Origin of the sequence: Microvirga sp. VF16 (assembly GCF_016864375.1) — a bacterium.
In the GTDB taxonomy this organism is placed as follows: domain Bacteria; phylum Pseudomonadota; class Alphaproteobacteria; order Rhizobiales; family Beijerinckiaceae; genus Microvirga.
Genome location: NZ_CP069358.1, coordinates 417,317 through 436,413 on the forward strand (window position 1 = coordinate 417,317; position 19,097 = coordinate 436,413).

The following is a 19,097-nucleotide window of genomic DNA, read 5'->3' on the forward strand; positions in this document are numbered from 1 at the left end:
GGAGACACCGGATCAGCCGAGATCGTACAGCATTCATCCGGATTTTTTGGCAGGCAGACCCCGGCGGAAGTATTCTTGCGACCATGCCCAACCGAACCCTTCGTTGCAGTTCCGTGGGCTTCAATGACTAACAATAGGCCACCGCGCATCAGCTTTGTTACGACAATTCACTCCTTACGGAGGGCTTTTGGCGTCACGGGACGCTGCACATCTTGCCGCTCCGTGGCCTTAGGTCGATCAAAATGAACGGCTTTCATAGCTTGTGCGCCGGCGTCGACCGCCCGCTCGACCACAGTCGTCGTGTCATTCCCAGCCAATACTGCCTTCAGCCATTCGAAGTCGGAGCACCAGATCGTTTCCTGATCACGATCGCGGCTCGCATCCCGCGGGGTTACTGGATTGGCAGCTCCCACAAGCCGGACCTGCAGGCGGGCGACGTCGGCCGGGCTCCCGAGTTCCACTCCATAGTCCTCCAAGCCAGGCTTGTGGACAACAATGCGCCCGTCGCGGGCCCAAGCCGTCGCCATTGTCTCACCGACCTCATAGCCTAAGGCCGCAAGCCCCTTCAGAACGGCCTGACGGCGCTTGGTAGCGGCCAGGGCGCGGGTCTCCGTCTCAATCAACTCGTTCGACTGCCACAGAAGCTCTTCCCACCCTGATGCAGCCTTGGTCTCTAAGGCGGCTGTCACCTTTGCCGCCAGTTCGCGGGCGCGAGGAGATTCTAGGGCTACAAGGGCCGCACGTGCCTCACGCAGGCTCGCCTCGGCCCTCTCCCGTTCACGCCTGAGGCGGATGTGCTCGGAAGCATCGAGCACAAGGGAATCCGTGAGAAGAGCCCGCCGATCTGGGGATTCTTCTGCGGCGATGTGCCGGGCTCTCTCTGCGAAGGCATTCACCTCCACGGTGTCGACTAACACCTCAAGTTCCGCCAGCACCTGGTCAAGGCGACCGTCCTTTGGGTTCGCCGGCGCGGCGCTGGCGACAAGCCACTCCCCGAAGCTCAATCCCGAAATCCCCGCAGCCAGACGCTGTGCCAAATCCTGCTGTGCCACCGTCGGCCCGGACGGCGCCGGTCGGGCCAATCGGCCAAACGCCTCGTTCAGCACGCCTTGGGCATGCTGCAGGTCGGCTCCGGCGGTGAGCGTGCTGCCTGAGGCAATGTCCCTGGCGCCTGCTGGCACTTCCTGCCCCGCGGCCTCCAAGGCGGCGGCGAGGCTTCGGGCTCCGTCCACCAGGCGCCGGCCCTTGGTGCGGGCAGCCTCTCTGGCTGCGATGGCCTCAGCCTGCACACGACCCCGTTCGGCCTGGACGAACGCCGTCTCTTGCGGCGCTTGACGCTGCAGGGTCTCAAGACGGCCCTGCAACAGCAGCTGTTGCAGGTCTGCACGTCGCCGCTGCAGATCCGCCTCGAACGCCTCGTTGTAGACCTCGTGGCGTTTGGCGACCCGTCGAAGCTCCTCCGCGGCCTCCTCGAACAAATGGATCTGCCGACGGCAGATCGCCTCGATCTCCTCCCGGGTGACGACCCGGACAACCTTCGGTCCGCTCATTTCCGCTCCTTGCCCAATGCCGCCTGGACGGCCGCATGCAACCGCCTCCGTTCGTCCTGCGGGCGGTGATACCAAGCGTGGGAGGATACCCGGTGAACCGCGGGGACAGCGCGGGACATCACGGCCGGTCGCCAGATCTCGCGAGCGCGGGCGCGGTCGAGAAACAGATGCCGGGGGGCGTCACATTCGATCCCAATCCCGAAGAGCCCTGTGGTCGGATCCTCGATGGCGAAGTCAAGGCTGAAGGCGTCGCCCGCGAGCGAAGCCGCCGGACGGTAGCCGTGGTCCTTGAGGAACCGCTCCACCGATGCGGCAAATCCATCGGTCTCATGGCGCACCTCGCGGGATGCCGACTGGGTACCCAAACGCACCGCTGTGCCTCGGGCCACGCCGAGTTCTCCGATGCTCATCTTCGAAGCGTAGTCAAGATACGCTTGGAGGTAATCACGCGGCTTGTTGGGCCCGCGTCCACTCGCCAGCCAGTCAGACACGTCGTTGATCGGCATAGAAGTGACGAGAATGACCTTCTCTCTGGCTCGCGTCACCGCAACATTCAGCCGGCGTTCGCCACCCGTCTGCCCGAGAACACCAAAGTTGCGCCGGAATCCACCGTGCTTGTCCCGTCCAAACGTTGTTGAGAAGACGATCACGTCCCGCTCGTCGCCTTGGACGTTCTCGACGTTCTTCACGAAGAATCCCATATCCTCGCCGCCCTGCGTCCGATCACGCTCCTGCTGGTAGGCCCGCATGAAGGCAGGATCTTCGAGGGCGCGTCTCTGGATCGCATCCTCCACGAGATCGGCCTGCTTCCGGTTGAACGTGACGACGCCGATGCTTGGGCGGGCCTCTGGCGCGGCGCTCCAGATCTTGGCGAGGACGTCGACCACGCATTGCGCCTCGGTGGCGTTTGTCTGGCCCTCATAGATGCCGTCGGCCCGGATGACCTCGATGGGGCACACGCGCCTGATTTCGACCTCCGGGTGTTGGGCTGGAACGCTCAGGGCGCCGGAATAGAAGGCGGCGTTCGAGTAACCGATCAGTTCGCGGTACTTCGACCTGTAATGGATCTCCAGTGTCGTGGCAGGCAGCGTGCCTCGGCCAAGCTGCAGCAGATCCGGGCAGTCCTTCACCTCGCGGCGGTTCCATGTTTCCTCGTGCGCCGTGCGCTCAGCCTCCGTTGCGGCATCATCGAGCATGTCGCCGTCCAACTCGTCGTCCTCGTCGCCGTCGATGCGGCTCGCGAAGAACGAAGTGGGCGGCATTTGTTTTTCGTCCCCTGAAATCACGACGCGCTGAGCGCGGAACAGGGTCGGAACGGCATGCTCGACCGGCATCTGTGATGCCTCGTCGTAAATCACGAGGTTGAAAAGACCGGCCTTGAGAGGGAGGACGCGGCTCGCCACGTCAGGGTTCATGAGCCATACCGGACGCATGCGCATCAGGCCGAGATCCGCACCCTGATCAAGGATCTCGCGCAGGCGCTTCATGCGTGGGCCACGCAGGCGTGTGATCTCTTCCCAGGCGGCCTGTGTGCCCAGTTGATCCCGATCTATGTCCCCGGCCAGCAGCCGCTTGTTGAGAGCACGCATCTCGCGGTCGAGTTCGGCCAAGCTCTTGACCTTCCGCTCGATCTCCTCCCGTTCGAGCAGCAGTTCGGGGCGGGCGGCCTCAACCCGCCCCTTCCACGCGAGAAGCGCCTCGCGGCGCAGTGTCCGGCGCACGAGATCTTCGAGCGCCTCCGCGGGAACTGCCCGAAGTGCCGCCTCCCGAGCGCGCAGGGCGGCGAAAACCCTCATGGCTTCAGGGCTGATCGTCGCCGCGCGAATGCGAAAGCGCTGATACGGAGCCAAAGTCCGGATCGCGCCGATGACGCCCTGCAGCATCTCAACAGGAGAGCATGAGGAAGTGTGGGGCATTTAGGCAGCTTCCCTCCTGTGGCCGCTGCTATTGTCGTTCATCATGCCGGGATACCAATGCTCGAACGCGGCACGCAGCGAGCCGTCCAAGGTTCTGGTCCGCGTCTGCAAGAGCAGATGAGCCCCGCGTCGGCTCCACTGCATCTGCTGCTTCTTGGCAAAGCGCTTGCTGATCACGGCATTGACCGTCGCCTCAACAAAAGCCGAGGAGATTCGCTCACCGGACCGGTAGCGCTCACCATAGTTGATCAAGCTGGCCTCGTTGCTGGCGATGTAGACCTGGAACTCTCGCATGGCTGTCTTGAACTTGCGTAGGTTGGGGTAGCGACTGTCGAGCCTTTCGAGGTCGAGCAGCAGATCATCGATGGTCTCGCGAGCCTGATAGGTGTTGCCGTGCCACAGAAACCACTTGATCCGGCGCAGCTCATCCAGAGCCGCCATCCCGGCGTCCTTGTCGTGGTGCACCAGTCCCTGAGCAAACTGGCGCAGGACCGTAATCCGCATCGTGATGTGGAACCAGTCGAGCACATGCTCGCTGCACGGGCTGATCCGTTCAGCGAGGGCGCGGACCTCGTCCCCACCATCCGTGATAAAGGTCAGATCCTGATCGACCTGGAAGCCCTGTCGGCGCAGGTGATCAATAACGCGGCGCTGCGGCTTGCGATCATAGCCATGAACGAAGCCGATATACCGGGCCTCGCCCTCTTCAGGCATGGATCGGCCGACGATTAGCTCGAAGTTCTTCTTTCTGTCGCGCCAGTCGCGGATGTAGCCGCCGTCCAGGCCGACGACCATCCGTCCATCGGGAATCGGCAGATCCTCCCAATCGCGAGGGTCTGTGCCCTCCGAAAACGAGGTCCGCTGCTCAGCGAGATCGCTCTCCATCCGCTCAGCGGCTCGCAGGACATGTTGACGTACCGTCGTTGCGTTGACGCCGCTCCCGACAGGAAGCACGTCGGCCAGGGGATCGGCGGCTGCCGCATAGGGCACAAGCGAGGCCCAGCGGGTCTCAAGGTATAGACGCTCCGGCGCAATATGGTCGGGGAGCAACTGCATCAGTGGCGAGATGGTCGCCGGTCCATTGGTATGCTGCTCCTTGGGAAGGTAGTAGCGCGGGCTCTTGAGCTGAACATCGCCGAATAGGGTCCGGAAGGTGATCGGATAGCTGCCCTTGCACCGGAGCTTGCGACCGCTGACCTCGCAGTGCCGGTGGTTCTCGAGCCAGCCATTGACCTGCGCCTCGACGATCCGCTGCTGAGCGGCGGCCAGCAGGCCTTTGCTCTCGACCAACGACAGGCCCAGATCCTCGGCTCGTTCGGTGATCTTGGTCAGGGATGCGACCTCCTCCGCGTCGCCAACGGTACCGTCGTCTCCGACGATCTGAAGCATGATCCTGACCTGCATGGGACCTTCTGTGCGCTTTCCGGAGAGCCGCCACGCCGTTATCAGTTCACCGGGGCCACGGTCTCACCACTGTTGATGTATGAGGTCGAGATACTCGGACTTGCTTAGCCGCTCGTTGACGGCCTTGCGGGAGAACGGCTTGCCCTGCCGCCTTTGGCGCACCTCGAGGCGCTCCAGAGCCTCCCGTACGTCATGGATCTCCTCAGTGTTGATGGAGACGCCTGTGCTTCGCTTCAGAGCGAGTTGATCCACGAAATCGGCCAGGACGGCGAAGTCATGACCGGCCTCCGGAACGGTCCAGGCCTCACGCCGGGCCAGAAAGCCGCGCACCCCGCCGCAGTCCTCCGGCGGACAGGATCCATCTCCGTCCAGGCAAATGGGATAGCTTCTCCCAGGCCCAGCCTCATGCCGGCTCTCGAGGCGTACCTCGTGCTCCCAGGGAGCATTGAGGTCATACTCGTAGTGGAAACGGGTTCGTCGGCGGAGGCGAAGCTCGGAGAGCAGGACATCCGGAGACCGGGCCACCAGTTCCAGGGAGCCGAGCCGTCTGGCCCTGAGCATGAACTGGAACAGGTGAATGCCCTCCCAGCCCATCACCACCTGAAAGACACCGTGCAGTTCGCGCAGGGTCATAGTGGCTGGGACCTGAACCCGGCGCCAGACCATGGGACTGATCCCGAGCAGCCAGACCTTAAACTGCATGATCTCCGGCGCCCTGGAAGTGTCGGGTGCATCGGGTTCGGATGGCGTGCGCCTTGGCAAAAAGAGGTATCCAGCAGCTTTGGTTCGTCTGACTGGAGACTTTGTGCAGCTAATCCGTTACCGAACTGCCCCACACTTCCTCATGCTCTCGAAGGGAAGCGCCTCTGCCAGGCACGGGCGCTTCTCTTGGCCAGGACAGGCGAGAGATCATATATCCCCGGATATGGTCGGAGGTGGGGGGGAGGGCAGATCGACCCCACGAGGCGAGGCTTTCCTGCCATTCACCAACCCGGCACCCAGATCAAAATCATATCCAGTCCAAAGCCATTGATCAAATGAAGCGTCCCCAGCAATCCTTTTCCGTCGAAATCAAGAAGTCCCGCACTCAAGGCCAGCGTCCCCACCTTCCGCCACGGCGCCTGTTCGCAGTGCCGCTGGACGAGACCTCCGCCGTGATCCAGACCGCGGAACCTCAAACAGCTACCGAACCAGTGACAGCCCCGCGCATTCTGCCGAGTATTGTCGAACCCACGTGGAGTCGATCGGTTTCTGCTGAGCCTGCCCGCCGCAAGGGCTCATCAGGAGAGACGGCGCGCGAACAGATGAAGTTCGATTTGAGCGCTGCATCTGAAGACGTGAATGATGAACCTGCGGAACCGCCAGTGCGTGCTGAAGCCGACTTGCTATCGGCCACCGCTGTTGAAAAGGTCCCAACGTTGACGCATGACACCCAGCCTGCTTCGGAAAAGAGTGCGACGTCTCAGCCCCGGAAAGTCAGGAAAAAGACCTCTGCAGTTGTCGAACCGGCACAAGCGCCCGAACCAGCGCCAGACGTGGAGCCTGCACCCTATGCAGAGATGATTGAACCGTCGATGGAAGTCCCGTCGAGGTCAAGCGAGCGTAGGCTGACCAAGCGTCTGGCCGCCGCTGGTCAACTCCCGCGATCCGAACGCTGGAAGCGGCGCCTGCATCCGGCGACTTGGTGAGCCAACCGCACCCAAGGCACCACTGATGAAGCTGCCATTTCAACAGCATGGCGACTGCTTTGTTCAGTCTACCTGACTCTGGTGCAGTTCCGGCCCTCTGCCTTGGCGGCATACAAGGCCCGATCGGCGCGCTGCAGCAGGGAGGTTCTGGTATCCTGGAGCAGGACCTCCGTGAGCCCGGCGCTGAACGTGTAGGCGAGTTCAGCGGCACACTCGCCGATGACTGCGGCAGGAAAGTCTGCCCTGAGCTCGCCGATGGTTTGAACAGCCGTCTCAAGACTGACGGATGGCAGCAGGATGAGAAACTCCTCGCCTCCGGTTCTGCCGACGACGACGTCGGGGCTCAGCCTCTCGCGGCAGACCGATGCAAAATGCTGCAGCACCGCATCGCCGACCTCGTGGCCATAGCGGTCATTGATGGCTTTGAACCAGTCGATGTCGATCAGCGCGATACACAGGCTGGCGCCTTCGGGCTTGTACCGTCTGAGACGCTCGTCGAGGATCTCGAGGATATAGCGCCGGTTCGGCAGACCGGTGAGCACGTCGGTCCGGGAGGCCAGGAGCGCCGCGTCATGCGCTTGTCGCAGGGAGCGCTCGTCGTGCTTCAGCGCCGTAATATCGGCGCCGACCGTCAGAACCCACCCGTTCGGGAGGATAGTGTGGTCCATCCAGAACCAGCGGCCATCAACAAAATCGGTGACAAACGACTTGCGCGGGATACTCCGGCGGCGAGGGAGGGTTCTGGCGATGAGAGCCTCGACGTTGTCATCGATCCTCACGCCCATCCCATTTCTGGCTCCGTATCGCAGAATCTCCGTAAAGGTGAAGGGACCCTCAAAGTCACCTAAGAACAGATTCTGGTAAGTCTTATTGGCAAAGCGGAGCCGATCATCGGCATCATAGATCGAAATGGCTTGCCCGCTTTCCGAAAGCGCTTTTACGAGGCAGAGAAGCGTCTCATCATTGAGATCAGCAACAAACCCAGGCATTCAAGCAACCGTCACAGACATCGTGTCAGATCAATAGCAAATCCTACGCGCTGGTCCATCCGCAGAAGTCCGTATTTCAGCCGCTCCGAGAGCTGTACCTCCGGTTTTATTCAATGTGAAAGGCCGCGTCTTGGTTCTAATGATGAACCAAGACGTGGTCCACCGGCCCGCAGTCGCCCCTACGGGAAGCTGTTAATCTAAAGTTAACCTTGGCGGGAATGCGGCTCGGCTTCGAAGATCATGAGGCTATTCTGTGGGCACGCGACGCAACAGGCGCGTCAGAATCCGACAGGTTGTCGGCTGTTACCCCGCCGATCAGGCCCGCCATGTGGCGCTTTTTCTTCGCCGGCCATGCGGCGAGCGCGGTGGCTCGCACAATTAAGGATGTTGATAGAATCCGATACCGCTCTGCCGATGCTGCTGCCTACACTCACCTGAGCCTTCTAAAATGGGGTTTGGGCATGAAGAGGTTGGTCACAGTCACGGGTCCTGTCACAGCCGCCCAGATGGATGGGTACCTCATCGAGGAACGGCTTCTTGATCACATCATGATCCAGGTCACCGACAAGGGCGGCGGGAACCTGGAGATCGCGTTTGACGAGAAAGACCGACGCTACCTCTCACAGTTCTCTGCCGAGCAACTGGCCGAATGGCTGCAGGAAGCGATGCTCCACGTCGAAGCGGCATGTCCGCTCGAGACACGCGATGGGAAAGCCGTCTGGATCGCTGACGCCGCGCCACCGAGAGCCAGATCGTCCATCAAGGCCATGCGACCGGCACGGCAGGAGCATGACCTTCCACCCGAACTGGAGTTCTTGAGACGCGAGTAACCGCGAGCAGAAGATCTCTGCCGAGAAATCGTGTTCAAGCAGCATCTGTTCGATGCGATTGTTCTCAGACCCGACGTAACCGCAGATTTCGACGCCGGTTTAGGTTCCATTTAGCTTTAGGCCCAGCCTGATACAGCTTTGGATTCAGGAGCTTAGACGTCGTGGACATGTCCAGAGTGAGGGCAGGGTGGAAGTGCCTTCGGCATGCTCGCCGTCAAGAACGGGCCTTCGGCCCGCCGCCTCTGGCGGTGCTGCGCATTCTTGACCGCTGCGCGTGCCTCCGGCCTTGAGTCTCGCATAGCCGATGACGGGTCTCTCCGTCATCGGCTATGACGATCTCACACTCAACCCTTCGAATGGCTGCGCGTCTCCAGTAACTCCGTGACGGCAGCCTGATGCCGGCTGCGCCATTCTTCCGCTTCGCCAAGAGCCTTTTCGAAGCGCCGCTCCAGCGCCGTCTTCTCCTTGCGAAGCTCCGTCAATTCCTGCTCCAGGCGACTGATCTTGTTGCGCAGCGCCAGCTCGATCGTGGCCGCCCGGCCGGCGGAGCGGGCAGGGACCGTCTCGCCTTCCACCACGACCGCCTGATGCTGCCCATCGGTGCGGAGCTGCTCGATGGTGTCCTTGAAGTGGGTGTAGAGATACTGGCGGCTCACCCTCGCCTGCTCGGCCACCGTTTTAAAGGTGATCACCTCACCGCGGCGACGCATCTCCGTGATGGTCTCCTCGACCAGGCGCCGTTTTCCCACACTGCGCTGCTCCGCTGCCGCAAGCAGCCCCCCGATACTTCCGATGGCTCCCACCGTACACCCCTTCCGTTTTGATCGTGCTGATGATCGTGGCGAGGTTCGCCATGCCATCCTCAGTGCGCCCGATCCGCCTGCGGCCGATCTCGGCCATGCGCAGCTGCCCCTTCTGCTCGAAGTCGGTCACCTCTGCCTGCAGGCGTTTCAAGCTTGACGCCATTGAACGCTTCTCCCGCTCAAAAAAGGGTAACTGCTCCACATCGGCCCGGAAGTAGACGCAGGTGAAGCACGCCCCATTGTGCTCGCACCATTCGCCAATCTGGCCGGGGAGGGAGCACAGACCGCCGGGAATATCGACTGCCAGGGCCGCATCTTTCCGGATCGCGAGTTCGGCAATCTTGTCATCCACCTCGCCCTTGATGGTGACGAACTTGCCGCCGCCCTTTTCCAGAAGAGCCTTCTTGCGCAACTTGAGGCGGCGGTTCACATACACGAGGCTCATGTCGGCCGAGGCATGGCCCAGTTCCATCTGGATCAGGTGGATGTCATAGCCGGCCAGCGCCATTTCGGTACCGTAGAAGTGCCGGAAGTCATGCCAGCCGAAGTCGTACAGCTTTCCCGTCGTGTCGCGGATGCCGTTGTCGATGCACCATCGACCGATGATCTCGCGGGTCCGGTTGCTGTCGAGAGCGACTTCCTTATCGCCGAGCCGGTGCGGGAACAGATACTCAGTGGCCCGGCCCCATTGCCGGCGACCTTCTGCGCGCTGCTCCTCGATTGCCTGGATGACCAAGGCATGGGCCGCGTCGTCCTTGTGCAGTGGCTTGGTGTTCCACTGCTTCACCTTCGATTGATAGAATGTCAGCAGCATGAAGCGGTCATCGTCCGGATCGGGCTTCAGACAACTGAGGCCAAGATGGTGAAGATCATGGCAGCGCATGCCGGTGTAGCGGACGATGATCAGCAGCCGCTTGCAGACTGGGGGCAGGGTGTCGAACCGGGCAAACATCTGCTCCACCACCTCCTCCGGAACCAACGCTTCTTCGAACTTGCGCTCGTAGTGGCGGCCCTTCGGATGGTAGCTATGCACCCGGCGAATGTTGCGTGGATCGAAGGAGAGACGTGACCAGCCCAAAGCGGGCAGGTGGGCTGACGCCCATTTGAGCAGGTTGATCGGATCGGCGTACCAGTTCTGCCCGACGAAGCCCCTCTCCTTGCCCCAGGCCAGGAAGGTGTGATCGACAAACTCCTGCGTCACATGCTTTGGCTTCGGCGCAGAGTGCAGCTCATGCAAGCACTCGTCGAGTTGCGACAACCTTTTGACATAGCTCACCAGGGTCGTGGCAGAGAGTTCTTTGTACGCGATCTTGCTCAAAATATAGCGCCGCGCGGCATCGCGCAGCCAGAGAGAGCGAAGCTTGTAGAAGTGGAAGTAGGGCTCCGTCCGTTTGCTCTCCGGAACCTCGTCGGCCGGATACACATCTTCGAACAGGATGAGATCCCTGGTCTCGAGGGGCTTGGCCTTCTCCCGCAGGATCAGGAGCGTCCGCACCAGGGAGTTTGCTGGCGTGAAGTTGCGATAGACGTTCTTAGCCAACGTGCCCTCGCCGCCCCGGAGGCGCCATTCCCCGATGTACTCTCGTGTGCTGTATCCTTGAGACTGGAACCACTCCCGCATCACCTGCGCCAGCCGCGTGCTGCCGTTGCCGTCACCATCCTCAAGCGGATCCCCGAAGTCGATCAGGCACGGGCGCACATTCACTGTTGCGGGCCGTCGGGTTGGATCGGCCAGATCGGCACAGAACGGGATGAGGCGCACGGCCCGGGCGTACCAGTCGTAGTGCCGGCTCTGCGAGCGGGCCAGCCGCCATGTAAAATAAGCCTTGAGCTCGGTCCGATACGGTTCGGGAACACTCGTGAAGTCGAAGCCGACGCCGCCCAGGAAGCGATCGTCCGAGCGCGGATCGGCGGCCAGCGCCAGAGCCTCCTGACGCAGTCTCTGCCGCGTCCGTGGCGGGAACTTGGGTGGCGTGTAGAGCGCTGAGACGCCGTCAATGCCGAAGCACTTTTCCAGGGTGTGATAGCCCCAGCGATCGCGCTTGAGGAGGAGGGGGCTGACGCTGGCAATGAAGGCCTGAAGGCCGCCGAGGTAAGCGTCCTGCGGCTCGTTCGTGACGACGATCTTCATAGCCATTTGACCTGCTCCTGCGTCAGCGTTCGACGCCGCAGATCGCTGAGCCGTCCCTCGAGTTCCTCATGGCTCCTGAGGCGCATCTTGCGGTACTCGGCGTTGAACAGGTGTTTGTAGATCGCGTTCGTGGTCTGCGGACTGGCATGGCCGAGCCGGTCGGCGACATCGAGCAGGCTGTAGCCTTGGGCGATGGCTTCGCTGGCATGGGAATGCCGGAACATGTGCCAAGTGAATGCAACGCCCGAGGCCTTCGCCAGCCGCCCCTGAATGTCGTAGACATTGCTCTCGGACAGCCCGCGCCCGATCAACCCGCCGGCCAGATTGCAGAACACGTAGTCCGTTCCGGCCTCAAAAGCGGGCAGGTACTCGTCGCTGGCGACGTAGTCCTCGTACATCCGCATGAGGAAGTCCGGCACCGGGATCGGCCGGGGATGGCCGCTCTTGACCCTGGCGCGGTTCTCGAGAGCGCGCGGCGTGACCCAGATCAGGTTCTCATCGAGGCGGATATCCTCATGCAGCAAACCCCGCGCCTCGCCGATCCGCATGCCGGTTGTGTAAAGGACGACTACGAGGAACGCATCGCGCATCAACGCAGCCGCCTGGATGATCCGCACGACCTGCTCCGGCTTCAAACGGTGGTCGGCGGCCCGCTTGGCGGCAGCCGCCATAGCGTCAGCATCGGAGCGGCTCTCTGCCTTGCGACGGGCCTTGCGGGCGGCCACATGCGCCAGAAACGGCTGATAAGCCTCGGGAGCATAGGCACGTGGCTTCGCGATCGTGTCGAAGAGCACCGTTGCATCCCGGAGCTTCAGAAAGGCGTAGAAGGCCTTGATGCCAAACAGGATCTGATTGTGCAGGCTGGCCGAGACCTCCACATGCTCTGGCCGCAGTGGAATGATCGTCATGGCGGTTCGGGCATCGAGCTTCCGGCCAGCCTTGGCGACGGCTGGAATGAAGCGGTCGAGATCCGTGGCCGTGATCTCGCGGAAGCTCTTGCCGAGGGCCGCGAGATAGTTGCCGAGCCTGACAGCGTGCCGGGCGTAATGGCTGACGGAGCGAGGCGCGTAGTGCCGGGCTTCGAGATAGATGACGAAGTCGCGGATCTCGGCGACAACCGCGTCGCCGTCATAGGCGGTCCAGGTGATCCGGCCACTGGGCAGAACGATGCGCTGGAGATGCATGAGCGCGCTCCAACCACGTTGTGGACAGCCTGAAGCTAATCTCGTCCACAACGGGCAGCAAATGCCCTAAGGTGGTGCGTGGATTACGTCGTTGACATGAAGAAAGATCCTAGAGCTGTCAGAACTCGTTAGACAAGTCTCTGCTTGGCCCCGTTAGAGATATCACCAGTATAGTCATTGTCGTATGGCGCTAACGGTGTTCTCAGAACCCTGCACAGCTGGTCAGGTTTGCAGGGCAGGGTTCTGAGAACATCCAGCTTAACTCGGAAAAGGATTAAATCTGCTCGAGTTTGTTGCTGTAAACAGGAGGGCTGCAGGAGGCTTCAGCCGACCTTGAAGATGCTCTTGCCCTGCCCCTGCCGGCGCGGTGCTTTCTGGCTGCGCTTCATGTCGAGTTCCTTCTGCCGCTCGGCGACATAGGCCAAGATCGGCCCGAGCCGCTTATTCTCGACAATCGCCGCCTGGTCGACCTGGCGCAGCTTGTCGTAAATCCGGTAGGGCAGGCAGATGCCCTTGTGCTTGATCTCAAACCGTCCGTCTGGATAGTCGTAGACCGTCACCCGCTGGCGGGCCAGAGGCCGCGTGATCTCGTTGGGCTCGAGGATGAACATCACCTTGTCGTACTGGAGCGTCAGGTTGTAGGTCACCGTGCGCTCCTCCTTCCAGGCGAACACGTCGTCGAGATCGTCATGCTCGTTGAGCGGACGGTGCAGATCCCTGTCGCTGAACGGCGCCTTGGCAAAGCGGCGGTTGTAATCCTCTATGAAGGCCGGCAGGAACGCATTGGCCGCCTCCATGGTCGAGATCCCCTCCAGGCGCATCTCCTTGACCAGCCGGTCCTGCAGGGTGCCGTTGGCACGCTCGACGCGCCCTTTGGCCTGCGGAGCATTGGCGCAGATGATGTCGATGTTGAGCTGATGCAGGGCTCGCCCGAACTGCGTCATGCCATCGCCCTGGGTGGCGCCGACCTTGTTGACCCGGAACGTGGCATGCTTGTCCGAGTAGAACGCCACCGGCTTGCCGTACTGCTCCAGATAGGTGCGGGCGGCATGGAAATAGTCGAAGGTCGATTCCGTCTCGACGAAGCGCAGGTACATCAGCCGGCTCGTGGCATCGTCGATGAAGACGATCAGGGTGCATTGCGGACCGCGGTCCTCGAACCACCAGTGCTCGGAGCCGTCGATCTGAACGAGCTCACCCACGCATTCCCGGCGGTAGCGCGGCTGGTGCACGGGCTTGAGCCGCTGGCGCCGATCCTGCCAGATGCCATCGGTGATCATCCAGCGCCGCACCGTCTCGACGCCTAGATGCAGGCCGTGCCGCTCGGAGAGCTTCTCGGCGGCCAGCGTTGGCCCGAAGTCGGCGTAGTTCGCTTTGATCAGCGCCAGAGCCTCGCTGCGCAGGACCGGCGGGTAGGAGCGGTTGCTCGGCTTGCCACGCTTCTTCGAGATGAGAGCTGCCGGCCCTTGGTCACGGTAAGCCTTCAGGAGCCGAAAAACCTGCCGTCGTGTGATCCGGAGCAACTGGGCTGCCTCCCGTACCGTAATTCGTTCCGCCACCAAATCCTTGAGAACATGAACCCGGTCGATCTCTGGTCGACTCATCGTCAACACCGTCATCACTCGCCAAACTCCGCGGAACCTCGCCACACAGGATGAGTGACATTTGTAACGGGGAAGGTGGTGACCTTTCTAACGGTGTTCTACAAGAGCTAATCGCATAACATCTGTTTTGACAAGAAGTCCGTAACGGATGCCGTGCCATGTTGCTCCCGATCGGGAGGATTTCATGCGGACCAACCAGCGGCTGGCTCAGCTCTGGCAACCGAGTTCGGAGCCTCTGCCGGTACCATCGATATCTACATCGACGATCTGGCTGGTTTTTCTCGACGAGAATAGCCTCTGCTTGGACGATATCGGTTTTGAGCAGATATGGCTCGGCAGTCCATTCCTCTTAAGGAAGATCGGGCGCTGTAATGATTTCAGGGACATATTTGCTCATCGATCCCGGCACTTTGGGCATGGGCAACCGATCATATCTTGCGCCACGCCATTCCCATCGTCATCGAAGGCGGAAGCCTGGATCACGTAGCCTTCCGCTTCCACCCAGGCGATCATGAACGAGGGTGTCAGCGGGGAGCCGGAGCGGTCGACCATTGCGACACGGTCCTTATGCAAGGTGAAAGCGATCTTTCTGATCCGCGGCAGATCCGCCACGACGCTGTTCTTGGGATAGCGCGGAATGAAATCGACCGGCTCATGCAGATACGCCGTGTCGCCATCGGTCCAGTCGAATTTCGCATTGTACAGCAGTTGCTGCATCAAGGCGAAGCGCTCCGGCGTCATGCCGCCTGCTCCATCTGGTCGATGTTGCACTGGTAGACAGTGACGGTGACCGCGATGATCGTTGGGTTCTTCGATACCAACTGCGGTCAGGCTGTGCGATTGACTCTAGGGCACATACCAGAACGGCGGGTCGGCGGTCTCACATTCGACCCCTTCTGCCTCGGCATCGGCCCCGTTGATGTCCTGCAGTTGCTTCAACTTCACATCGGATACGATCAGCGTCAAGCATGAGGCCCAGCGGGCATGTGGATAGAGGGGCGCGGCTCCCCGCTGTCCAGATCAGCGACGTTGCCACCGGGCATGATGCCACCGATCATGCGCCTGATTGGGCCGAAAATTTCGTCGACATTGATTTTGACAAGAAGTCTGTAACCGGTGCTGTGGCATGGTGCGCCTCTTCAGGAGGACAGGATGCGCACCAATCGACGGCTGGCCCAACTCTGGCTCGATGCCTTGGCCACGGAGCTCGGGGCTTCGGCGGGTACCATCGCCACCTACACCGATGATCTGAACTGCTACCTTGCCTGGCTTGATGAGAACAGCCTTGGCCTGGACGAGGTCGGCCTGGAGCAGATCCGGGACTACATCGCTGCTCTCGATGGGCGCGGCTACGCCGGCTCGACCGTGGCCCGCAGGATCACGGTGGCGCGCGGCCTGCACAAGTTCCTGATCGCCGAGGAACTCGGCTCCCGAGACCCGACAGCTCATCTGTCGACCATGAAGCGGGCGCGGAAGCTGCCCTTCGTCCTGTCTGTGGCTGAGACCGAAGCGCTCCTGGAGACGGCGCACCGGCTGGCGGCCGATTCCTCGGTCGGGTTGTACCGGCAGGCCGGCTATGCCCGCAGGGCTGCCCTGTTCGAGACCCTCTATGCCTCCGGCATGCGCATCAGCGAGGCCCTGTCCTTGCCCGCCGATGCCGCACCGGCGGGCACCCGCATGCTGGTGGTACGTGGCAAGGGCGACAAACAGCGGCTGGTGCCGCTGCATGAGCGGGCGATCGAGGCCCTTGCCCAGTGGCAGAGGCTGGCCCGCACCTATTCCGGGGAAGCCCCCTCCCCCTGGCTATTCCACCCGGTGCGCAACGGCGCCAAGGCGCTGACACGCCAGGCGGCCCTGCTCGAGATCAAGGAGGCCGGTGTGGCGGCAGGGCTGGCCAGCCCCGAGCGGGTCTCCCCTCACGTGCTGCGGCATGCCTTTGCCACCCATATGCATTCCGGCGGTACCGACCTGCGCGTGCTGCAGGAACTGCTGGGACACGCCGGCATCGAGACCACCCAGATCTACACCCATCTTGACACCGCCCGCCTCCACCACATGGTCCGCGACCTCCACCCGCTCAATGAGCAGGAGCAGGACGATCCCCCACCCCGGCTTGGGAACACAGCTGCGTCAGTGCAGTCCTGACGCTGGCCTGTGGTAGAATAGGTGCCAGATAGCTGATCCAGGAGGTGCGTGATGATCCGAGCCTCGTGCCACACCGCCGACAACGCTCTGGCTCTCGAGTTTGACGCGACACCATGGTTTGCTGAGGCTGACCGGCAGAGCATCCTGCACCTTGCTAAGGACGGTTGGTCCAGTGCGTGGGTTGCGGACGGTCTTGAAGCGCACCCCGGCTATGAGGGTCTGCATCAGCTTGTAAAATATGCAGCCACGCGGCTGCGGGAGGAGTCACTGGAGGACCCCACCTGGGCTGCGCTGGATTGCAGCGTCAACCAGTCTGACGCGATGCACTGGTTGGCTGAGAACAGGCCGGAGATTGCGGCGATGATCCAAGGCCAACACGCGCAACGGTGATCCGCTGCAGGTAGACAGGTCTATGTGCCTCTGCGGCTCAACACCCAACGGAACACACAGGGCTTGTCACCTGAATGAAAGGGATTTCGAGCATGTCCTCCATCTCCGTGATCTCACCGCGTCGCGCCCACAGCTGGACATGAGCGGGCGAGGAGAAGATGCTTGTCGACACGCTGCCCATTCTCGTCTTTCACCGTTTTAGTATCGAGGCATGCCGATAATGCCATCAGCATTGCTTCCCGTTTGACGTTAGCTGCCGGCGCCAGACAGGGTCTTTAGTTTACCGAGTCAGCCGCGTGGCATGTTTCACGAAGCTTAGACTGAGTCAAAAATCCTGACAGAAGACATGCGTAGGGATGAAGCCTCATGGCACGGAGATCAGACACATCAACCGGGCTAATGCTGGGTGGTATGAGATCTGATGGCTACGGAAGATGACTTGACGGCCCCTCAGTGTGCTGACAGCCTTTCGAAAGGGCGACGCCACAACGAAGAAGTCCGCCACCATGATCAAGTCCGAACTGGTCCAGAAGCTCGCCGAGCACGATCCACATTTGTCTCGCCATGATTTCGAAAAGATTGTGGATGCCATCCTTCACGCCATTCGCGATGGGCTTGCCCGAGGCGACCGGGTTGAGCTGCGTGGCTTCGGAACGTTCGCGTTGCGCAAGCATGCGGCTCGAATAGGCTGCAACCCGCGCACCAAAAATCCAGTTTCTGTTTCAGAGAAACTCGTCCCTGCGTTCAAGGCTGCCAAGGAGATGCATCAGCGACTCAATCCCATATCGCTCCGGCGGCAGAACATAAAAGAAGCAAGGTCATCGACTGCTGCTGACAATGTTCGTCACGTCGACGCTCAAGTCTCTGTCACTTTCGTCGCCACAACAGCGAGTGCGAGCCATGACGATGGAATTGTCAGGCTGCAGCTCATACGAGATTCTGGGCCCGATAGCGCCTGCGGCCGATCAACAGACAGAGGGTAAGCCCAGGATTGCTATTCGAGCCGATCGAGCATGGGTTGGGTGATCAAGCAGACACCACTGTCCGTGCGCCGGAAGCGTCGCGCGTCACGATCCGGAGCCTCTCCCACCACAAGCCCTTCTGGGATGCGCACGCCACGATCAACGATGACCTTGGACAGCCGGGCCGAGTGGGCGATCTCAGCCCCGGGCAGCACCACCGTTTCCTCCAGATGGGCGCCTGAATGAACACGGGCTCCGGTAAACAGGAGCGACCGCCGCAAGACTGCTCCTGATACGATGCAGCCGCCGGATAGGATGCTGTCGATCGCCTCCCCTTGGCCGGACCCATTCCGCGTCAGCTTGGCCGGTGGGGTAATCTCGGCATAGGTCCAGATCGGCCAGTCCGTGTCGTACAGATCCAAGCCCGGAGCCGCCTGAGTCAGATCGATGTTGGCCGCCCAGTAGGCATCGAGCGTGCCGACATCCCGCCAGTAGGCCTCCGCCTCAGCGGACGACCGAACACACGAGTGCGTAAACCGGTGCGCGACCGCTTTGCCATGCTCCACCAGGTACGGAATGATGTCCTTGCCGAAGTCGCGGCTGGAGCCCGGCTCGGCGGCATCTCGCTGGAGTTGGTCCAGCAGAAACCGGGTGGAGAAGACATAGATGCCCATGCTGGCCAGCGCCATGTCGGGCTTGTCCGGCATGCCCGGCGGATCGGCGGGCTTTTCCAGGAACGAGATGATGCGGTCGGTCTCGTCGATGGCCATCACGCCGAAACCGGTCGCTTCCATGCGTGGCACCTCGAGACAGCCGACGGTCACATCGGCGCCCTGGCTCACATGCTGCTGGAGCATGACTTCATAGTCCATCTTGTAGATGTGATCGCCGGCCAGGATCACGATGTACTCGGGGGCATAGCTCTCGATGATGTCGATGTTCTGGTAGACCGCATCGGCCGTGCCTTCATACCACATCGTCTCTGACACGCGCTGGCTGGCCGGCAGGATATCGAAGCTCTCATTGCGCTCGGAGCGGAAGAAATTCCAGCCGCGCTGCAGGTGGCGGATCAGGCTGTGGGCCTTGTACTGGGTGGCCACCGCGATGTGACGGATGCCGGAGTTCAGCGCGTTTGAGAGGGCAAAGTCGATGATGCGGGACTTGGCTCCGAAGTACACGGCCGGCTTGACCCGCTTGTCGGTGAGCTCAAGGAGGCGGCTACCGCGCCCGCCGGCCAGAACATAGGCCATGGTACGGCGTGCGAGCGGGACAGAGGCAAGGCTCGTCGGCATCAGCATTCCTCCCATTCAAGCAGGGCTCTTCTGGCCCGCTCAGCTTCTATGCTCAGAAATGAGCGGAAGTTCCTCAGGAGCAAGGGAGGATATCCGCCAGAGCCGGCGCCTTACGCCATCAGGGGTTCATTGTGAGTTCCACCCAGACATGCCAAAGCCGTTTGCGGAACTCCTCTGGATGGAGTTGTCGATAATCGAAAAACGGAGTG

General features: G+C 61.5%; 14 protein-coding genes and 2 pseudogenes. 5 read left to right on the plus strand and 11 right to left on the minus strand.

Translation table 11 applies throughout. The features are described from left to right. Window positions 1–167 precede the first annotated feature (167 nt). From JO965_RS44805 to JO965_RS44820, 4 genes and pseudogenes are all read right to left on the minus strand, one after another. Window positions 168–1,550: a hypothetical protein gene (locus JO965_RS44805; protein ID WP_203447572.1), complete on the minus strand. Its 1,383-nt coding sequence runs from the start codon at window positions 1,548–1,550 to the stop codon at window positions 168–170. Then, window positions 1,547–3,169: pseudogene (locus JO965_RS44810) on the minus strand (AAA domain-containing protein); the annotation flags it as partial. The gene JO965_RS44805 and the pseudogene JO965_RS44810, both read right to left, overlap by 4 nt. A gap of 297 nt (window positions 3,170–3,466) precedes the next feature. Beyond that, complete coding sequence (locus JO965_RS44815) at window positions 3,467–4,870, minus strand: ISKra4 family transposase (protein WP_203447574.1); 1,404 nt, start codon at window positions 4,868–4,870, stop codon at window positions 3,467–3,469. Between the two features lie 63 nt (window positions 4,871–4,933). Then, the gene (locus JO965_RS44820; protein ID WP_203447575.1) at window positions 4,934–5,572 is read right to left on the minus strand and encodes a plasmid pRiA4b ORF-3 family protein; all 639 of its coding nucleotides are present in this window, start codon (window positions 5,570–5,572) and stop codon (window positions 4,934–4,936) included. Between the two features lie 335 nt (window positions 5,573–5,907). Between JO965_RS44820 and JO965_RS44825 the strand changes: the two genes are divergently transcribed. Further along, window positions 5,908–6,558, plus strand: coding sequence for a hypothetical protein (locus tag JO965_RS44825; protein WP_203447576.1), 651 nt, complete (start codon window positions 5,908–5,910; stop codon window positions 6,556–6,558). Window positions 6,559–6,626: 68 nt separating this feature from the next. Here JO965_RS44825 and JO965_RS44830 read toward each other — a convergent pair whose 3' ends face one another. Further along, window positions 6,627–7,547 (minus strand): sensor domain-containing diguanylate cyclase, encoded by a 921-nt coding sequence (locus JO965_RS44830; RefSeq protein ID WP_203447577.1) that lies wholly within the window; start codon window positions 7,545–7,547, stop codon window positions 6,627–6,629. Between the two features lie 461 nt (window positions 7,548–8,008). On the opposite strand from JO965_RS44830, the gene JO965_RS44835 reads away from it, so the two are divergent. Continuing rightward, the gene (locus JO965_RS44835) at window positions 8,009–8,377 is read left to right on the plus strand and encodes a hypothetical protein (protein WP_203447578.1); all 369 of its coding nucleotides are present in this window, start codon (window positions 8,009–8,011) and stop codon (window positions 8,375–8,377) included. Between the two features lie 344 nt (window positions 8,378–8,721). On the opposite strand, the gene JO965_RS44840 is transcribed toward JO965_RS44835, so the two are convergent. From JO965_RS44840 to JO965_RS44860, 5 genes are all read right to left on the minus strand, one after another. Next, window positions 8,722–9,180 carry a DUF6262 family protein gene (locus JO965_RS44840; protein ID WP_246777292.1) on the minus strand — a complete coding sequence of 153 codons (459 nt, stop codon included), beginning with the start codon at window positions 9,178–9,180 and terminating at the stop codon, window positions 8,722–8,724. After that, complete coding sequence (locus JO965_RS44845; RefSeq protein WP_203447580.1) at window positions 9,071–11,317, minus strand: tyrosine-type recombinase/integrase; 2,247 nt, start codon at window positions 11,315–11,317, stop codon at window positions 9,071–9,073. The genes JO965_RS44840 and JO965_RS44845 overlap by 110 nt, the downstream gene beginning before the upstream one ends. Continuing rightward, on the minus strand, window positions 11,308–12,495 hold the full coding sequence (locus tag JO965_RS44850; protein WP_203447581.1) for a tyrosine-type recombinase/integrase: 1,188 nt from the start codon (window positions 12,493–12,495) through the stop codon (window positions 11,308–11,310). Before JO965_RS44850 ends, JO965_RS44845 begins: the two co-directional genes overlap by 10 nt. Before the next feature lie 323 nt (window positions 12,496–12,818). After that, complete coding sequence (locus JO965_RS44855) at window positions 12,819–14,114, minus strand: ISNCY family transposase (protein WP_203447582.1); 1,296 nt, start codon at window positions 14,112–14,114, stop codon at window positions 12,819–12,821. Window positions 14,115–14,492: 378 nt separating this feature from the next. Further along, window positions 14,493–14,840 carry a hypothetical protein gene (locus JO965_RS44860; protein WP_203447583.1) on the minus strand — a complete coding sequence of 116 codons (348 nt, stop codon included), beginning with the start codon at window positions 14,838–14,840 and terminating at the stop codon, window positions 14,493–14,495. A 411-nt stretch (window positions 14,841–15,251) separates the two neighbouring features. Here JO965_RS44860 and JO965_RS44865 point away from each other — a divergent pair, with 411 nt between their 5' ends. The 3 genes and pseudogenes from JO965_RS44865 to JO965_RS48825 all read left to right on the plus strand — a co-directional run. Next, the gene (locus JO965_RS44865; RefSeq protein WP_203447584.1) at window positions 15,252–16,244 is read left to right on the plus strand and encodes a tyrosine recombinase; all 993 of its coding nucleotides are present in this window, start codon (window positions 15,252–15,254) and stop codon (window positions 16,242–16,244) included. A gap of 51 nt (window positions 16,245–16,295) precedes the next feature. Next, window positions 16,296–16,634: a hypothetical protein gene (locus JO965_RS44870; RefSeq protein WP_203447585.1), complete on the plus strand. Its 339-nt coding sequence runs from the start codon at window positions 16,296–16,298 to the stop codon at window positions 16,632–16,634. 506 nt (window positions 16,635–17,140) lie between these two features. After that, window positions 17,141–17,413: pseudogene (locus tag JO965_RS48825) on the plus strand (HU family DNA-binding protein); the annotation flags it as partial. A gap of 215 nt (window positions 17,414–17,628) precedes the next feature. Here the strand turns inward: JO965_RS48825 and glgC are convergent. Then, window positions 17,629–18,888, minus strand: a complete 1,260-nt coding sequence (glgC, locus tag JO965_RS44880; protein WP_203447587.1) for a glucose-1-phosphate adenylyltransferase — start codon at window positions 18,886–18,888, stop codon at window positions 17,629–17,631. Window positions 18,889–19,097: the final 209 nt, after the last annotated feature.